The sequence below is a fragment of the Neorhizobium galegae genome (assembly GCF_017877135.1).
Taxonomy (GTDB): Bacteria; Pseudomonadota; Alphaproteobacteria; order Rhizobiales; family Rhizobiaceae; genus Neorhizobium; species Neorhizobium galegae_A.
Map to the genome: position 1 here is coordinate 147,511 of NZ_JAGIPH010000001.1, position 17,768 is coordinate 165,278.

At 60.7% G+C, this 17,768-nt stretch carries 16 protein-coding genes, 3 tRNA genes, 1 pseudogene and 1 riboswitch; of the genes and pseudogenes, 3 read left to right on the plus strand and 17 right to left on the minus strand.

The window, feature by feature from the left end:
* Positions 1-36 precede the first annotated feature (36 nt).
* The 9 genes and pseudogenes from nuoE to J2858_RS00785 all read right to left on the minus strand — a co-directional run.
* Positions 37-939, minus strand: a pseudogene (gene nuoE / locus J2858_RS00745) (NADH-quinone oxidoreductase subunit NuoE); the annotation flags it as partial.
* Between the two features lie 16 nt (positions 940-955).
* The gene (locus J2858_RS00750) at positions 956-1,204 is read right to left on the minus strand and encodes a hypothetical protein (protein WP_210102853.1); all 249 of its coding nucleotides are present in this window, start codon (positions 1,202-1,204) and stop codon (positions 956-958) included.
* The gene (locus tag J2858_RS00755; protein WP_210102854.1) at positions 1,204-2,394 is read right to left on the minus strand and encodes an NADH-quinone oxidoreductase subunit D; all 1,191 of its coding nucleotides are present in this window, start codon (positions 2,392-2,394) and stop codon (positions 1,204-1,206) included. The genes J2858_RS00750 and J2858_RS00755 overlap by 1 nt, the downstream gene beginning before the upstream one ends.
* Positions 2,395-2,454: 60 nt before the next feature.
* Positions 2,455-2,814, minus strand: a complete 360-nt coding sequence (locus J2858_RS00760) for a four helix bundle protein (protein WP_348635451.1) — start codon at positions 2,812-2,814, stop codon at positions 2,455-2,457.
* A gap of 74 nt (positions 2,815-2,888) precedes the next feature.
* On the minus strand, positions 2,889-3,491 hold the full coding sequence (locus tag J2858_RS00765) for an NADH-quinone oxidoreductase subunit C (RefSeq protein WP_210102855.1): 603 nt from the start codon (positions 3,489-3,491) through the stop codon (positions 2,889-2,891).
* Positions 3,492-3,508: 17 nt separating this feature from the next.
* A complete protein-coding gene (locus J2858_RS00770; protein ID WP_210102856.1) occupies positions 3,509-4,090 on the minus strand; it encodes a NuoB/complex I 20 kDa subunit family protein in 582 nt (193 codons plus the stop codon).
* Positions 4,081-4,446, minus strand: a complete 366-nt coding sequence (locus tag J2858_RS00775) for an NADH-quinone oxidoreductase subunit A (RefSeq protein WP_210102857.1) — start codon at positions 4,444-4,446, stop codon at positions 4,081-4,083. The genes J2858_RS00770 and J2858_RS00775 overlap by 10 nt, the downstream gene beginning before the upstream one ends.
* Before the next feature lie 626 nt (positions 4,447-5,072).
* Positions 5,073-5,149 (minus strand) — tRNA-Asp (locus J2858_RS00780).
* A gap of 63 nt (positions 5,150-5,212) precedes the next feature.
* Positions 5,213-5,289, minus strand: a tRNA-Asp gene (locus J2858_RS00785).
* A gap of 336 nt (positions 5,290-5,625) precedes the next feature.
* On the opposite strand from J2858_RS00785, the gene J2858_RS00790 reads away from it, so the two are divergent.
* Positions 5,626-5,701, plus strand: a tRNA-Val gene (locus J2858_RS00790).
* Positions 5,702-5,837: 136 nt separating this feature from the next.
* On the opposite strand, the gene J2858_RS00795 is transcribed toward J2858_RS00790, so the two are convergent.
* The 8 genes from J2858_RS00795 to clpP all read right to left on the minus strand — a co-directional run bounded on the left by J2858_RS00795 (position 5,838) and on the right by clpP (position 14,935).
* Positions 5,838-6,266, minus strand: coding sequence for a type II toxin-antitoxin system HicB family antitoxin (locus tag J2858_RS00795; RefSeq protein WP_210102858.1), 429 nt, complete (start codon positions 6,264-6,266; stop codon positions 5,838-5,840).
* Positions 6,267-6,330: 64 nt separating this feature from the next.
* Positions 6,331-6,528 (minus strand): hypothetical protein, encoded by a 198-nt coding sequence (locus J2858_RS00800; protein ID WP_210102859.1) that lies wholly within the window; start codon positions 6,526-6,528, stop codon positions 6,331-6,333.
* Positions 6,529-6,810: 282 nt separating this feature from the next.
* Complete coding sequence (locus tag J2858_RS00805) at positions 6,811-7,842, minus strand: NAD-dependent epimerase/dehydratase family protein (protein WP_210102860.1); 1,032 nt, start codon at positions 7,840-7,842, stop codon at positions 6,811-6,813.
* A gap of 123 nt (positions 7,843-7,965) precedes the next feature.
* Positions 7,966-8,868 carry a DMT family transporter gene (locus J2858_RS00810; protein WP_210102861.1) on the minus strand — a complete coding sequence of 301 codons (903 nt, stop codon included), beginning with the start codon at positions 8,866-8,868 and terminating at the stop codon, positions 7,966-7,968.
* Between the two features lie 185 nt (positions 8,869-9,053).
* Positions 9,054-9,213: riboswitch (FMN riboswitch) on the minus strand.
* A 269-nt stretch (positions 9,214-9,482) separates the two neighbouring features.
* Positions 9,483-9,758: a DNA-binding protein HupB gene (gene hupB, locus J2858_RS00815; protein ID WP_245365502.1), complete on the minus strand. Its 276-nt coding sequence runs from the start codon at positions 9,756-9,758 to the stop codon at positions 9,483-9,485.
* 191 nt (positions 9,759-9,949) lie between these two features.
* Positions 9,950-12,370 carry an endopeptidase La gene (gene lon / locus J2858_RS00820; RefSeq protein WP_210102862.1) on the minus strand — a complete coding sequence of 807 codons (2,421 nt, stop codon included), beginning with the start codon at positions 12,368-12,370 and terminating at the stop codon, positions 9,950-9,952.
* A 372-nt stretch (positions 12,371-12,742) separates the two neighbouring features.
* The gene (clpX, locus tag J2858_RS00825) at positions 12,743-14,020 is read right to left on the minus strand and encodes an ATP-dependent Clp protease ATP-binding subunit ClpX (protein ID WP_210102863.1); all 1,278 of its coding nucleotides are present in this window, start codon (positions 14,018-14,020) and stop codon (positions 12,743-12,745) included.
* A gap of 282 nt (positions 14,021-14,302) precedes the next feature.
* On the minus strand, positions 14,303-14,935 hold the full coding sequence (gene clpP / locus J2858_RS00830; protein ID WP_210102864.1) for an ATP-dependent Clp endopeptidase proteolytic subunit ClpP: 633 nt from the start codon (positions 14,933-14,935) through the stop codon (positions 14,303-14,305).
* Positions 14,936-15,178: 243 nt separating this feature from the next.
* Between clpP and J2858_RS00835 the strand changes: the two genes are divergently transcribed.
* Positions 15,179-16,408 (plus strand): GGDEF domain-containing protein, encoded by a 1,230-nt coding sequence (locus tag J2858_RS00835; protein WP_210102865.1) that lies wholly within the window; start codon positions 15,179-15,181, stop codon positions 16,406-16,408.
* 74 nt (positions 16,409-16,482) lie between these two features.
* Positions 16,483-17,757: a cytochrome P450 gene (locus J2858_RS00840; RefSeq protein ID WP_210102866.1), complete on the plus strand. Its 1,275-nt coding sequence runs from the start codon at positions 16,483-16,485 to the stop codon at positions 17,755-17,757.
* Positions 17,758-17,768 lie beyond the last annotated feature (11 nt).

Sequence of the window (17,768 nt, forward strand, 5' to 3'; positions counted from 1 at the left end):
CCGGGCGCGGTGCAAGGTTTCTTGAAAACCTTACGCTCCGTCTGTCTTCGGCTTGTCGGTGCCGGCAACCTTGCTGCCTTCGGCAGGCGCGCCTTCGCCGGTGCTGCCGACCGCCTTCGGGTCCGGCTCGCTCTTCTTCGTGGCGGACGCCGCTTCTGCCGCCGTGTCGTTGGCCTTGGAAGCCTCAGGCGCCGTCACCGGCGTCTTCACCGACGGATTGGTCTCAGTCGCGGTATCCTTGGGACGGGCTGCTTCGGCCGGCGGAACGGACGTGCCTTCGGCAGCAGGTGCTGCCGGCTGCGGATCGAGATTGGTGCGAACCGGCTTGATCTCGTCGTTCAGCGTGACAGGGCCGCCTTCCGGCGCCGATGTCAGGCGGTCGATCTGCGGGCCGGTCTTCACCTCGGCGCCCTTGCCTGCCTCGAACGCATCGATGATCTCTTCCAGACGCTCGGGCGTCAGGTCCTCATAGGCATCCTTGAAGATGATGACCATCGGCGCGTTGACGCAGGCGCCCTGACATTCCACCTCTTCCCAGGACAGCGTGCCGGCCTCGTTGCGATGAAGCGGCTCGTGATGGATCTTGCGCTTGCACACATCCATCAGCGCTTCGGAACCACGCAGCATGCAGGGCGTTGTACCGCAAACCTGGATATGCGCCTTGGTGCCGATCGGCTTCAGCTGGAACTGGGTGTAGAAGGTCGCCACTTCGAGCACGCGGATATAGGGCATGTCGAGCTTCTGTGCGACGAACTCGATCGTCGCACGGGTGACCCAACCCTCCTGTTCCTGCGCGCGCATGAGCAGCGGGATGACCGCCGATTGCTGGCGGCCCTCGGGATATTTCCGGATCGTCGCCTCAGCCCACGCGGCATTTTCCGCAGTGAAGGCAAAGGCTGCCGGCTGGAACTGATCTTCGGCTAGTCGACGAACGGACATTCTTTCTCACGCCTTATCAATTGACAGAACCGCACCGCGATTTCGTGAGCGTCACGAATTCGCAGGCATAGGCAGATGTACCCTTTTGCAGGAAAACGATGAACTTCGTTCCATTGGGCACGGCTGCCTTGATTTCATACTCTCTGGAAACGAGTTCCGCCATGGTCGTCGTCGATCTGCCTGTCTCGGTCGACGGCTGCACCGTCTGCGCCACGGCAGACGAGGCAAGAGCGACAAGACAGAGCGCAATCGACAGGCGTCGCATCAGCGGTCCACCTCTCCAAACACGATATCGATCGAGCCAAGGATGGCCGAGACGTCGGCCAGCTGGTGGCCGCGGCAGAGGAAATCCATCGCCTGGAGATGCGCATAACCCGGGGCGCGGATCTTGCAGCGATACGGCTTGTTGGTGCCGTCGGCCACGAGGTAGACGCCGAACTCGCCCTTCGGCGCCTCGACGGCCGCATAGACTTCGCCTTCCGGCACGTGGAAACCTTCGGTGTAGAGCTTGAAGTGGTGGATGAGCGCTTCCATCGAGCGCTTCATCTCGCCGCGCTTCGGCGGAACCACCTTGCCATCCACCGACGAGACCGGACCGGTCTTGGCATCCGACAGCAGGCGGTTGACGCACTGCTTCATGATCTTCACCGATTCGCGCATTTCGATCATGCGGATGAGGTAACGGTCATAGCAGTCGCCGTTCTTGCCGATCGGGATGTCGAAATCGAGATCCGCATAGCATTCGTAGGGCTGCGACTTGCGCAGGTCCCAGGCAGCGCCGGAACCGCGCACCATCACGCCCGAAAAGCCCCAGGCCCAGCAGTCTTCCAGCTTCACCACGCCGATATCGACGTTGCGCTGCTTGAAGATACGGTTGCCGGTGATCAGGCTGTCGATATCGTCGAGCGCCTTCGGGAAGGCATCGCACCACTTGCCGATATCCTCGACCAGTTCCACCGGCAGATCCTGATGGACGCCGCCGGGACGGAAATAGGCGGCGTGCATGCGCGAGCCGGAGGCGCGCTCATAAAACACCATCAGCTTTTCGCGCTCTTCAAAACCCCAGAGCGGCGGCGTCAGCGCACCGACGTCCATGGCCTGCGTGGTGACGTTCAGAAGATGCGACAGGATACGGCCGATTTCCGAATAGAGTACGCGGATGAGCTGGCCGCGGATCGGAACCGTGATGCCGAGCAGCTTTTCCACCGCCAGACAGTAGGCATGCTCCTGGTTCATCGGCGCCACGTAATCGAGGCGGTCGAAATAGGGAAGCGCCTGCAGATAGGTCTTGCTCTCGATCAGCTTCTCCGTGCCGCGATGCAGCAGCCCGATATGCGGATCCACACGCTCGACGATCTCGCCGTCCAGCTCCAGCACAAGACGCAGAACGCCGTGCGCGGCCGGATGCTGCGGGCCGAAGTTGATGTTGAAATTGCGAACGTCGTGTTCAGTCATGGGCGCGCTCCGCGCTGGTGATTAGCGAATAGCGAATAGCGAATAGTCGATCTATGCCGCTCATGTCTTCTCCTGCAGGCTTCTGATCAACGCACGCATCATCCGGCCAATTTCGTCGCATTGTTGCATCAAGCTCTGAAACTGTTCCTGCGCAAGGATATCCACCCTTTGCGCGATGATCATATGCGTTTCCAGCTCTTTCAGCGATCCTTGAGAAACCCTCAGAAACTGCACGAAACTTCCGGTGTTGTCCCGACCATGCCCTTCGGCAATGTTGGCGGCCACCGAGGTGGAGGCGCGCCTTATCTGGGATGTCAGTCCGTAAACTTCGCTCTTCGGGAAAGTCTCGGTGCAGCGGTAACACTCAACGGCCAGTTCAATAGCCTGCTGCCACACCTTGAGGTCCTTGTAGGAGCTGATCGTCTGCCTCTTCCTTTCGTTGTGGCGACAACTATTCGCTATTCGCTACTCGCTATTCGCCTCTAAACTTCAGTTTAGACCTTTGCCTTCTCATCCCCCGGCAGCACGTAATCCGTGCCTTCCCAGGGGCTGAGGAAGTCGAAGCTGCGGAATTCCTGGCGCAGTTCCACCGGCTCGTAGACCACGCGCTTGGCGCTGTCGTCGTAGCGAACTTCGACGAAACCGGTCGTCGGAAAATCCTTGCGCAGTGGGTGCCCCTCGAAACCGTAGTCGGTGAGGATGCGGCGCAGGTCCGGGTGGCCGGTAAACAGGATGCCGTAAAGATCCCAGGCTTCGCGTTCGAACCAGTCGGCACCCGGAAAGAGACCGGTGAGCGACGGCACGGGCACATCTTCGGCGGTTTCCACCTTGACGCGCACGCGCATGTTCTGGCGCGGCGACAGGAAGTGGTAGACCACGTCGAAACGCTTTTCGCGCTTCGGCCAGTCGACGCCGCAGATGTCGATGAAATTGATGAACCCGCACTGCACATCGTCACGCAGAAAGGTGACGAGCGCGATCAGCTTGTCGGCATCGGTCTTCAGCGTCAGTTCGCCATAGGCAACCGACGAGGACAACACGAGACCCGGCCGCGCTTCGGCAAGGTAGGCGGCAAATTCGTTCAGGGCTTCACTCATGATGCCTCCTCAAGCCCTTAGCGTTCGATCGTGCCGGTGCGGCGGATCTTTTTCTGCAGCAAAAGCACGCCGTAAAGCAGCGCTTCTGCCGTGGGGGGACAGCCGGGCACATAGATATCCACAGGCACGACGCGGTCGCAGCCACGCACCACCGAATAGGAATAGTGGTAATAGCCGCCACCATTGGCGCAGGAGCCCATGGAGATGACGTAACGCGGCTCGGGCATCTGGTCATAGACCTTGCGCAGCGCTGGCGCCATCTTGTTGGTGAGCGTGCCGGCGACGATCATCACGTCCGACTGGCGCGGCGAGGCGCGAGGCGCAAAACCGAAGCGCTCGACGTCATAACGCGGCATCGACACCTGCATCATCTCGACCGCACAGCAGGCAAGACCGAAGGTCATCCACATCAGCGAGCCGGTGCGCGCCCAGTTGATCAGTTCGTCGGTCGAGGTGACCAGAAAGCCCTTGTCGGCAAGCTCATTGTTGATCTCGCCGAAAAACGCGTCGTCGCTGCCGATGGGCTTGCCGGTGTTGGGATCGATGATCCCCTTCGGGCTAGGCGCGATCATGGTCGTGTTGTTATCCACTACTCCCATTCCAGCGCTCCTTTCTTCCATTCATAAATGAAGCCGATGGTGAGGACGCCGAGGAACACCATCATGGACCAGAAGCCGAACCAGCCGATTTCACCGAAGGACACGGCCCAGGGGAACAGGAAGGCGACTTCCAGATCGAAGATGATGAACAGGATCGACACCAGGTAGAAGCGAATGTCGAACTTCATGCGCGCATCGTCGAACGCGTTGAAGCCGCACTCATAGGCCGACAGCTTTTCCGAATCGGGCGCCTTGTAGGCAACGGCAAACGGCGCAATCAGAAGCGCCAGGCCGATCACCAGGGCAATACCGATGAAAATCGCGATCGGGACATAGGAACTGAGGAGTTCTGTCATGGTATTCGATCCCTGCTTGCCAAGCAGTGCCCGGGCGGCACTTAAGCGAATGCGCGGCAAGCGAACGTGCATTGCAACAAGCCGTGACTAGCGCAGCCACGAGCCGCGCGCAAGACTTTTGACGGCCACACCTCGAACCAAAACGGGACAAAATGTTGCGGCCGGAATTTGTTGATTCAGACTCATGCGCCCTGCCGCGGCAAAGGGCGCCGACGCAAGGCCGGCAGGAGGAAAGTTGATGTTGTTCATCAAGTTGAAACGCCCGCCGCCGGATGGCGACAAAGGCTAGGATGCGGCAGGCCGACCAGTTCGGAAAAGCCCTGCCCTCGCCGCAAAATGCAGATAGGAAAATGCGAGAGGCTCTTCAAGTCCGGTTGCGCCGCATTATTCGCATATTCTGATAAACACTTAGCTGCGGCGTTCGCAGCACCTCTGCCGCGCCCGCGAACGAGCAGCCACATTCGGTTTACGACCGGTGAAGGCACCTTCTACGCAGACAGAGACTGCGGCACAATCACGACAATATGAATGGGAAGGCCCCGGCATCCGCAAAGGACCTGCGGCATAACGACACACCAGCGATGCTGGCGTCCACGTTGATGACAGTTACGCAGAGAAGTAAAAAATGGCGCGAGTGACGGGGCTCGAACCCGCGACCTCCGGCGTGACAGGCCGGCACTCTAACCGACTGAGCTACACCCGCGCATTTTGCAGACACCGTTCAGCGTCTGTTCGGCCAAAAGGCCTGTTTCTTTTTATCCAGGAATGGCGCGAGTGACGGGGCTCGAACCCGCGACCTCCGGCGTGACAGGCCGGCACTCTAACCAACTGAGCTACACCCGCTTATTCCTGAGTGAGGAAGAAACTTCCCCGGCGACCGGCGTAACCAGTCGATGAGCGGCTCTCTAAGGGGTTCGCCAAAGGGTGTCAAGCAGGTTTCAAGACAAAACGGTGACGCAATGCGCTTTCTCTAGCCCGGCGCCTGACCCGCCCCGCCTGCCCTGTGGACGGATGATTATCCGCTTCTGCTTAAATCCCCGGCGTTGCAGGACTTTTGACGTTTTGCGAGCGGCACACGGCGAAAAAAATCAAAAAATCTTCACAAACACACTTGCGTCTTTTCCGCGATCCGCATAGATCACGGCCACCGACGCAGCGGACACGCACCGCAAGACGTCAGGGCGATTAGCTCAGTTGGTAGAGCGCCTCGTTTACACCGAGGATGTCGGCGGTTCGAGTCCGTCATCGCCCACCATTTTTCCTTTCGAGTTGTTTGTGGACTTTGTGGCTTGGGCGCTGCGCACGTGGGCGCTTATGTGTGCCGTTTCTGCCGTGTGCACCCGGAAAACACGCTCCTGCGACAGGAGAAGCCTTGAACGCCCGCGTAGAACCTATTCTGCGGCCTCCAGTCCGATCACCAATCGTTTTCCCATGGCGGAAAGCGCCTGTGTGAGCGACTGCAGTTTCGTTCCGTGATTCGGATCAAGGATGCGCCGGACTTCCTTTTCATCCTTGCCAAGCTGACGCGCCAACTGCGTGCGCGTCATCCCACTTTCCCGAAACGTCTCGATCACGGCGATCTTTGCCGCGACATCGGGATCCGGCGTGATGAAGGTGCCCGTCGCGCTTGCCGGCGGCAAGGGCCTTCCCAGTTCGATATAGGTGAGGAGCGCCACACCCAGCGCGTCTGCCGCCATTTCGCGTGCATCGCGCAGGGTCTCGCCTTGGGTAATCGCTTCCGGCACATCCTCGAAGGTCACCAGAAAACCGCCTTCGGGCGCGAGTGGTTCGAAACATGCCGCATAGGCATAGATCTTCATGGCAGTCTCCTGTCTCCTGTCTCCAGCCTTGCCGATCCGCTTCCGGAGCGGCTGAAGGTCATGGTTATTTCAGCCCGAGCCCCTTGCGGATCTTTGCTGCCGTCTTCGGGTCGATGTCACGGCTGGGTAGCGTTGTGAACCGGTCACCGACAAAGACCGTGGCATGGCCACCCTTGCCCTTGGACTTATTGACCCGGAAGGACAGGTGCAGGGCCTTCGCCTCCTCCCGCAGTTCGGCAATAAAGCGATCGCGTTTGTCCATGCCTTCCCCCAAAGCATGGCACATGATATCGGACATTTTTGACCGAGTCAAAGCTGTCGGTTTGGTTTGCGCCCGCAGAAGCCTTCCCCACGCCCCACTGGACACTCCACCCCGCCTCTGGCACAAGCGCGCCAGAACGCGACTGCCGTTATCTTTAGAACGGGGTCGGGCGGCAGATTGACGTCACGCTGCTGCCACGAGGATACGTGGCCGTTCTCTCATCCCGATTTTCCTGATTCGATTCGATATGACTCGCGCGGCCGCTACCGGCAGCCGACTCGTTTACAGCTGAAGCGCTGCCCGGTGTTCCACATACCACTCGACAAAGGCCCGCACGCCCTCCTCCAGGCCGATCTCGGGCTTCTGACCGGTCAGTGCCACCAGAAGGTCCGGACTTGCGTAGGTGCGCGGCACGTCGCCCTGCTGCATGGGCAGCATTTTCTTCACGGCTGGTTTTCCCATCACCTTTTCGATCGTATCGACAAAATCCATGAGGCCGATTGGCTGGCCGCCGCCGATATTGACGACGCGGAACGGCGCCTGGTGCGACAGCGTGTCCTCGATGCCTGACATCGTGACGCGATTTTCTTCTGACGGCACCACATGCGACAGCCCGATGATGCCGGAGACGAGATCGTCGATATAGGTGAAATCGCGACTCATCAGGCCTTCGCCGTAAATCTCGATTTCGCTGTCTTCCAGCATCGCCTTGACGAACTTGAACAGCGCCATGTCCGGCCGGCCCCAGGGACCGTAGACGGTGAAGAATCGGAAGGCGGTCGTCGGCACCCGGTAGAGATGCGAATAGCTGTGCGCCATCAGCTCCATCGCCTTCTTGCTCGCCGCATAGAAGGTCAGCGGCTCGTCCGCCTTGTCGCCCTCGCTGAACGGGATCTTTTCGTTGGCGCCGTAGACCGAGGAGGTGGAGGCGAGCATCAGGTGGCGCACGCCGGCGTTCTTGGCCAGTTCCAGCACGTTCCACGAGCCGACGAGGTTCGAATCAAGATAGGCCTTCGGATTTTCCAAGCTGTAGCGCACGCCCGCCTGGGCGGCGAGATGGATGATCACCTCCGGCGCCCCGACATCCGCAGAGGCCTCCAGCGTGCTCTCCAGCAGGCGCTGGTCCTCCAGCATCCCGATCACCGGCCGAAAGGCGGGAAACTGCGACAGCGCCGCGTGGCGGGCTTCCTTCAGGCGCAGGTTATAATAGGGCGTCATGCCGTCAAAACCGGTGACGCTGTGCCCCTCCTCCAGAAGACGGCGGGCAAGATGAAAGCCGATGAAGCCCGCGGTTCCAGTGATGAGGTAATGCATGGGTCACTCCAGTCTTTGCGCGCGAATAGAAAGCATTGGCCACCGATGCGCAACCAGCCGGCCTGCGATTAGAACGACAGTCCCCGCTTACGGGCGCCTCCGGAGAGGCTCCAGAGGTCGTTCCTAGGCCATGCCCGGCTCGCCGCGCGCCTCCTTCAGCATCAGCGTCAGCGAGGCCGACAGAATGAGAATCGCGCCGATCCACAGCGAGCCGCTCGGCGCATAGCCGAAAACGACAAAACCTGCGAGCACGTTGAGCGGCAGCTTCAGATCGTCAAAAGGCTGCACATAGGCCGCATCCGCCGCATTATAGGCAAGGGTAAGCAGATACTGGCCAAAAGCCGTCAGCAAGCCCGCCAGAAGCAGCAGCCAGAAGACCGGGCCGGTGGGCACGACAAAACCTTCCGCCAGCGCCAGGCCCGCATTGATCGGCGTCAGCAGCACCAGCAGCCAGACGGTGACGGTTTCGGCACTTTCATGGCGCGTCAGGTTCTTCATGATGAGCGACGAGCCGCCCCACAAAAGCGCCGACAGGATGGGCAGGAAAGCGGCCGGCGAAAACTGATCCGACCACGGCTGCAGGATGATCATGGCGCCACAGAAGCCGGCAAGGGTGGCCAGCCAGCGATAGAGCCCCACCTGTTCGCCAAGAAACAACCGCGCGCCGACGATGACGAAGAAGGGCGAGGTCATCACGAGCGCGATCGCCTGCCAGATCGGCACCGTCGCAAGCCCCATGATCCAGGCCTGCACGCCAAGCGCTGCCAGCACCACCCGCACCACATGGCGGCCGGGATAGCGCGTGCGCATGGCCGACAGGCCGAGACGCCGCAGCAGCGGCAGCGACAGCACAAGCGCAAAGCCGTATTGCCAGAAGGCGATGGAGGCGGGTGCCACGGCAAGCTGCATGGAGAGCCATTGCGTGACGACATTCAGCGCGGCAAAGGCCACGCCAGCGGCCACCATGAAGGCTGCGCCGGCAAAGGCCCGCGAGCGAAGGAGCGATGCGAATTTCAGCGGGTTCATGCCATTCCTCTTCCAGTCTGTCGAAAAACGTCAACAGAAACGGCGAGGAGGATAGGGTCTGCGACTGCCGCCTCCACCGTCGTGGACGTTGGCGTGCGCAAAAAGACCCGAAAGTCCGTTGTTGCCGGCAAAGCCGGAATGACAGACCGAACAGGCAATGCCGGGATACCGGCAGGCCTTTCCTTCCCCGCTCTCTTTCATCCGGACTCTGACCGTCGGCTCCGGCATTCGACCGGATCTGCTGACCCCGCACGGCATCCTGAGACACCGTTCGAGCGCTCGCGGGCTTGAAGCCTCACGCTTCCTACCGCCGGTGGGGAGTTTCACCCCGCCCCGAGAACGTGCCGGACAACCGGCTCCTGCATGATTAAGGATCGTGGCGGTGAAACACAAGGCGGGCGCGCCCGCGCGCGGCGCCACCCGCGCAAAATTCGACCGGGCGGCATCCGGCCAAGGGTATAAAAAACTTCGGCCCAGCGAACGGTCGAACCGATCCTGGGCCGAGCTTTTGTCATGGTCTGGCAGGGTCACAGACGGGCGACATCGAAGTCGAGCCCATTCCCTGCCGAAGAGGCGGCCGGGGCTTTACGCCGCCGGCGGCCGCAGTCGACAGCTTAGCTGTTGACGGCGTCCTTCAGGCCCTTGCCGGCCGAGAACTTGGGAACGTTGCGGGCCGGGATATCGACCTCGGCGCCGGTCGAGGGGTTGCGGCCCTTCGAAGCTTCACGGCGGGAGACGGAGAAGCTGCCGAAGCCGGCGAGGCGGATGTCGCCACCGTTCTTCAGTTCGCCCTGGACCGTCTCGAACACGGCGTCAACAGCAGAAGCCGCGTCAGCCTTGGAAAGACCAGCCTTTTCAGCAACAGCGGTCACCAACTCGTTCTTGTTCATGTTTCCACCCCTTTCAATGGTTTCACACAATGGATCTGACGGGGCGACAACGGAACGCCGACCCCTTCGCAAACCCAAAAGCTCCGCGATTGCCTGAAAAACAAGGGCCTTTAGCGAATTTGCACAAAAAAGGCCGGCGTTTTGCCGGCCTTTTTGTCGTTTGGCTGTGATTTCCACAGGCGTCGCCCCGTTCAGTGGGCGACGGTTGCCCCGGTGTCGTCCACCCCGTCCACCGTTGCGATGACCGGCGTTTCCACCGTGCCGTCCCATTCTATGGCCTGCGGCTCGCGAACCAGCGCGTGGCGGATGACTTCGCCCATGCGCGAGACCGGGATGATCTCCATGTTGTTCTTCACGTTATCCGGAATCTCCGCCAGGTCCTTGGCGTTCTCTTCCGGGATCAGAACCGTCTTGATGTTGCCGCGAAGGGCAGCCAGCAGCTTTTCCTTCAGACCACCGATGGGCAGCACCCGGCCGCGCAGCGTGATCTCGCCCGTCATCGCGACATCCTTGCGGACCGGAATGCCGGTCATGATCGAGACGATCGCGGTTGCCATGGCAACGCCGGCCGACGGACCATCCTTCGGGGTTGCCCCTTCCGGCACGTGCACGTGGATATCCGACTTGTCGAAGCGCGGCGGCTCGATGCCGAAATCGACGGCGCGCGAGCGGACGTAAGAAGCCGCTGCCGAAATCGATTCCTTCATCACGTCCTTCAGGTTGCCGGTCACCGTCATGCGGCCCTTGCCGGGCATCAGAACGCCTTCGATGGTCAAGAGCTCGCCACCGACTTCCGTCCAGGCCAGACCCGTGACAACACCGACCTGATCCTCGCCCTCGGCCTCGCCATGGCGGAACCGGGGAACGCCGAGATAGTCGTGGATGTTTTCGGCCGTCACCTCGATCGACGTCGACTTGCCCTTGATGATCTCGGTGACCGCCTTGCGGGCGAGCTTCATCAGTTCACGCTCGAAGCTGCGCACGCCGGCTTCGCGGGTGTACTGCTGGATGATCACCATCAGCGCCTCGTCCGTGACCGAAAATTCTTCCGGCTTCAGGGCGTGTTCCTTGATTGCCTTCGGCAGCAGGTGACGCTTGGCGATTTCGCGCTTTTCGTCTTCCGTGTAGCCGGCAATCCGGATGATTTCCATGCGGTCCATGAGCGGCGCCGGAATGTTGAGCGTGTTGGCCGTGGTGATGAACATCACGTCCGACAGGTCGTATTCCACTTCCAGGTAATGGTCCATGAAGGTGGAGTTCTGCGCCGGATCGAGCACTTCGAGCAGGGCCGAGGACGGATCGCCGCGGAAATCCTGGCCCATCTTGTCGATTTCATCGAGCAGGAAGAGCGGGTTGGACTTCTTGGCCTTCTTCATCGACTGGATGACCTTGCCGGGCATCGAGCCGATATAGGTGCGGCGGTGACCGCGGATTTCCGCTTCATCCCGCACGCCGCCCAATGCCACGCGGACATATTCGCGGCCGGTCGCCTTGGCGATCGACTGGGCAAGCGAGGTCTTGCCGACGCCCGGAGGGCCGACGAGGCACAGGATCGGACCCTTGATCTTGGTCGCACGGGCCTGAACGGCGAGATACTCGACGATGCGCTCCTTGACCTTGTCGAGCCCGAAATGATCGACTTCGAGGATCCTTTCGGCGCTGTTCAGGTCCGTTTTGATCTTCGACTTCTTCGACCACGGGATCGACAGCAGCCAGTCCAGGTAGTTGCGCACGACGGTGGCTTCTGCCGACATCGGGCTCATCTGCTTGAGCTTCTTCAGCTCCGCATCGGCCTTTTCCTTGGCTTCCTTGGACAGCTTCGTCTTGGCGATGCGGTCTTCCAGTTCGGCCATCTCGTCGCGGCCATCCTCGCCGTCGCCAAGCTCCTTCTGGATCGCCTTCATCTGCTCGTTGAGGTAATATTCGCGCTGGGTCTTTTCCATCTGGCGCTTGACGCGCGAGCGGATGCGCTTTTCCACCTGCAGGACGGAAATCTCGCCTTCCATGAAACCGAGCGCCTTTTCAAGACGCTGCTTGACGCTCACCGTTTCCAGCATTTCCTGCTTTTCGGTGATCTTGATGGAGAGGTGCGAGGCCACCGTATCGGCAAGCTTCGAATAGTCCTCGATCTGGCTGGCGGCGCCGACGACTTCCGGCGAGATCTTCTTGTTGAGCTTCACGTAGTTCTCGAATTCCGAGACGACGGAGCGCGACAGAGCTTCCACCTCGACGGCTTCATCCTCGGGTTCGGCCAGAACCTTGGCATGGGCTTCGTAAAACTCCTCGCGCTCGGTATAGGTGCTGATTTTCGCACGCGCGCGGCCCTCGACCAGAACCTTGACGGTGCCGTCGGGCAGTTTCAGAAGCTGGAGCACATTGGCAACCGTGCCTACCGTGTGGATGGCGGACGGTGCCGGATCGTCGTCGCCGGCGTTGATCTGGGTGACAAGCATGATCTGCTTGTCGGAACCCATGACTTCCTCCAGAGCGCGAATGGATTTTTCACGCCCGACGAACAGGGGTACGATCATGTGGGGGAAGACCACAATGTCGCGCAAAGGCAGGACCGGATAGGTATCACCGCCAGGTGCCGCAGACGCTGTATTCGTCATGTCATTTCCTTTCACTCGTCCCGCTTTGCGGGCTCTGGTCCAGAACAGATCCGGACTCATCTTGTCCCTCCAAACGTGGAGGTTTCGAATGGAGTTTTCAAGCCTTGAACGTCTGCACAATTGCGACGCACACCAGACAGCCATGATTAGAACAGGATGCTTACGCGTAACTGTAGGCTGCCGTGCCGCATCAGGCGGCCGTCGGTCCTCAAGGACCATGCCGGGATCGCAGCGCTACAGGAAGACAACAGGCACATAGCCTGGGGAGCCAAACCCGAGGAGGCTCGATTACCACCCGATCTTTCACCGCAACCGGCAGAGCAAGGCGGAGTGGAGAAGGAGGCAGGCGCCCCCTTCCCCGATCATCGTTCATCAGGCCGAAACGTTCGCCTTCTCATCCTGGCGGTCGGCATAGATGTAGAGCGGACGCGCGGTGCCGCGCACCACGTCATCGGAGATCACCACTTCGCGCACGCCTTCGAGCGTCGGCAGTTCGAACATGGTGTCGAGCAGGATCTTTTCCATGATCGAGCGCAGGCCGCGCGCGCCGGTCTTGCGGGTGATCGCCTTGCGGGCAATCTCGCGCAACGCGTCCTCGTGGAAGTTCAGCTCCACGTCTTCCATCTCGAACAGGCGCTGGTACTGCTTGACGAGCGCGTTCTTCGGCTCCGACAGGATCTGGATCAGCGCATCCTCATCGAGATCCTCGAGCGTTGCCAGAACCGGCAGACGGCCGATGAATTCCGGGATGAGGCCGAACTTGACCAGATCTTCCGGCTCCAGCTCGCGCAGCACTTCGCCGACGCGACGATCATCCTCGGCCTTCACGGTGGCGCCGAAACCGATCGAGGTCTTTTCGCCACGCGCCGAGATGATCTTGTCAAGGCCTGCAAAGGCGCCGCCGCAGATGAACAGGATGTTGGTCGTATCCACCTGCAGGAATTCCTGCTGCGGGTGCTTGCGGCCGCCCTGCGGGGGAACGGAAGCAACCGTGCCTTCCATGATCTTCAGAAGCGCCTGCTGCACGCCTTCACCCGACACGTCGCGGGTAATCGACGGATTGTCGGACTTGCGGCTGATCTTGTCGACTTCGTCGATGTAGACGATGCCGCGCTGCGCCCGCTCGACATTGTAGTCGGCCGCCTGCAGAAGCTTCAGGATGATGTTTTCCACGTCCTCGCCGACATAGCCGGCTTCGGTGAGCGTGGTGGCATCGGCCATGGTGAACGGCACGTCGATGATGCGCGCCAGCGTCTGGGCAAGATAGGTCTTGCCGCAGCCGGTCGGTCCGACGAGCATGATGTTCGACTTTGCCAGTTCAACATCGCCGTTCTTGGAGGCGTGCGCCAGGCGCTTGTAATGGTTGTGGACGGCAACCGACAGGATCTTCTTGGCCTGTCTCTGGCCGATCACATATTCATCGAGAACCTTGATGATGTCCTGCGGCGTGGGAACGCCGTCACGGGACTTCACCATGGAGGTCTTGTTCTCTTCGCGAATGATGTCCATGCACAATTCGACGCATTCATCGCAGATGAACACGGTCGGTCCGGCAATCAGCTTGCGGACTTCGTGCTGGCTCTTGCCGCAGAACGAACAATACAACGTATTCTTGGAGTCGCCGCCGTTGCTGCCGCTGACTTTGCTCATATCACTTCCCTTCCAGCACACCGCTCACCCGTCATCGGGGCGCGGACACTTCTTTCGCCGGCTGGCAGGTTTCCACCGGAAATCCTGCCTGCTCCGCTCTTGAGGGTACTCTGCCGGTTGGGAACCATCGTCCCAGGCCCGGCGGCAACGAACCCCTTCCAGACCGATGCTATGTCATAAGAGTTCAACACAGCCTTAATATCAACTATTAGCGCTTTCCTCGCGAGATAAAACCCCTGTTTTCGGTCACAACGGGGTGAGACTGCGCGCGGCCCCGCCGCCTCAGGCGGCCGGAGCGCCTTCCAGTTCGAGCCGCGAGGTGAGGATCTTGTCGACCACGCCCCAGGCAAGCGCTTCGTCGCTGTCCATGAAGTGGTCACGATCGAGGGTCTTTTCAATCTCCTCGTAGGTGCGGCCGGTATGCTTCACGTACACGTCGTTCAGACGCTTCTTCATCTTCAATATGTCACGGGCATGGCGTTCGATATCAGACGCCTGCCCCTGGAAACCGCCCGAGGGCTGGTGAACCATGATGCGCGAGTTCGGCATGGCAAAGCGCATGCCCTTTTCGCCGGCCGCCAGAAGCAGCGAGCCCATGGAGGCAGCCTGGCCGATGCACAGCGTCGACACGGCCGGACGGATGAACTGCATCGTGTCGTAGATCGACATGCCGGCCGTCACGACGCCGCCCGGCGAATTGATGTAGAGCGCGATTTCCTTCTTCGGGTTTTCCGATTCGAGAAAAAGCAGCTGCGCGCAGATCAGCGAAGCCATGTGATCTTCCACCGGCCCCGTCACGAAAATGATCCGCTCCTTCAGGAGGCGCGAATAGATGTCATAGGAGCGCTCGCCGCGATTGGTCTGCTCCACGACCATCGGCACCAGAGCCATGGCGGTATCAACGGGATTTCTCATGTTGTTCCTTTGTTTCATCGGGCGCCCGACGGCGTTGCCGCGCCAGGAATCGTCTACACTTGGTCAACTCCCTACATAGAGTGTGGAAGGCCCGTACTTCAAGACGCGCGAGTGGATATCCTTAATCGCCGAGCGACGCAGCTAACAATTCGAAAACGACGACCGCGGCCTTTTTTGATACAAGGGGTTCTTAAGTGACGGCCGATTATGTTACGCAGAGTTATATTCGGGCGGGATATTTACTTGGACATCAAAACGGCAATGCTCCTCTGGGCAGTGGAATCGCTGACGCTTGCAGTCTTGCTGCTGGCGATGTGGTTCCGCGACCGCAGCATGAAGGTCGTTCTTGCCTGGAGTTTCGGGTTTGCGGCACACGGAACCGGTATAGCGCTGGTTGGCGCGCGCGGATTTGTTCCGGATACTCTGTCGATCATCCTGGGAAACCAGATGATGCTGTTCGGCATTATCTGCTGGTGCGCCGGGATGCAGCTCTATGACGGAAAAAAACTGCACGCCATGCTTCTTTTGCCGCTGATCATCTGGCTGGCGGCCATGCAAGTGCATCTGATCAACGCGCAGTTCTGGACACGGGTGCTGGTTTTCCAACTCTGTGGTTCCATCTGCTACGGCATGCTCGGATATCTGATGCTGCGCGCTTCAGCACCACCGCGCGGGCCGCGACGCATTTTTGCCGGCGTCTGCGCCCTGCAGGCTGGCACGATGCTGGTGACGGCACTGCGCAGCCCGATCGTCAGGCCCCAGAATTTTACCGAACTGCCGAACGTCACGCTCTACACGGTCATCGGCATTTTCTGTCTTGTTTCAGGAATCCTGCTCGGCGCCCAGTTGCTGATGGCGCGTGGCGAGGAGAGACTGCGCCAGCTCGTCATCACCGATCCGCTGACCGGTGTCCTCAACCGGCGCGGCTTTCTGGAAAAGTTCGACGACATGCGCCAGCGCCCGCCCGCCGGCAAGCTGATGCTGGCGCTGGCGATCTTTGACCTCGACCATTTCAAGGACATTAACGACCGTTTTGGCCATGTGTGCGGCGATGCCGTGCTGCTTGCCTTCTGCCACCTGGCACAGGAACAGATCGGCAACCGTGGCATCTTCGGGCGATTGGGCGGCGAGGAGTTTGCCGGGCTCCTGCATGTGGCAAGCACCGAGGAGGCGGTGGAACTCACCGAATCAATCCGTCTGGCGCTGCAGCGCCTGCCGATCCCGACCGGCAGCAACCTGCCCGCCATCTCGGCAACGGTGAGCGCCGGGCTGACGGCCGCTCCCCTGATGACGGCCGGGATCGATCAGCTTCTCGCCGTCGCGGACCGGGCGCTTTATGCGGCCAAAAGTGCGGGCCGCAACTCCACCGTCCTGGATGACGGGATGACGATCGCCGTGGTCAGCGGGCAGGAACTACGTCCTGCCGACTCGCAAACCGTGACGCCCTTTCCGGCCCAGACGCTCACGGCCTGACCCGGAGCGTTCGGCCGTGCGTTTCGGCAAAAACCCAATTCCGGTCCGGTGCATTTTGCAGTAGACCGGCTGCCATGACCCAGATTGCAGACCTCTCCTCACCGCCCGCCCTCATCGACGTTCTGGCCATTGATCGACAGACGCGCCGCGTCCGCCTCGACGGGCGCAACCCCGCCTTCTTTTCGCAGCCGAACGCCGTCTACGCGGCCCTTCATGCCGAATGCCCGACCTTCTACTGGGAAGAGCAACGGCAATGGTTCTTCACCGGCTATGACCATGTCAACGCGCTGCTGCGCGACCGCCGGTTCGGACGACAGATCCTGCATATCGCAAGCCGCGAGGAGCTCAGCCTGCCGGAGCCGGCCGATCACACCCGGCATTTCGATCTTGCCGAGCGGCATTCGCTCCTGGAAATCGAGCCGCCGGAGCACACGCGGCTGCGCACGCTCGTCAACCGCGCTTTCGTGTCGCGCCATGTGGAGAAGATGAGCGGCGAGATCGAGGACCTGGCCAACCGGCTGATCGACGGCTTCGAGAAGGATGGCGAGACGGAACTTCTGTCGCGCTTTGCTGACATCATTCCCGTCACCATGATCGCCCGCATGATCGGCATCCCCGAGGAGATGGGGCCGCAGTTGCTGAAGTGGAGCCATGACTATGTCGGCATGTACATGTTCAAACGCTCGCGCGCCGACGAGGAGGCCGCCGACCGCTCGGCCAAGGAATTTGCCGATTACGTGAAGACGGTGATCGCAGAGCGGCGGGAGAACCCGCGCGACGACCTCCTGAGCCACATGATCCATACCGAGCACAAGGGCCAGTACCTCACCGACGACGAACTGGTTTCCACCACGATCGTGCTGCTGAATGCCGGCCACGAGGCGACCGTTCACCAGATCGGCAATTCGGTGCGGGTGATCCTCGACAGCGGGCTTGATCCGGCCGCGATGTTTGCCGATGCCAAGGCGACCGAGCGCACCGTGGAGGAGACGCTGCGCATCTGCGCGCCCGTGCACATCTTCCAGCGCTGGGCTCTGGAGGATGTCGAGGTGGATGGCGTGAGCCTCAAGCGCGGCGACAAGGTGAGCCTCATTCTCGCCGCCGCCAATCTCGATCCGCAGAAATTTGCCGATCCGCTGACCTTCAAGCCGGACCGCAACGAAGGCGCCAACCTCTCCTTCGGCGCCGGCATCCATTTCTGCATCGGCGCGCCGCTTGCAAGGCTCGAACTCAACATCGTACTGCCGCTCCTCTTCCGCCGGCTTCCGGGGCTTCGCATCGCCCGCCCACCGGTCGTCAAGGACGTCTACCATTTCCACGGGCTGGAGCGGCTTGATCTGGCGTGGTGAGAGGCCGGCAC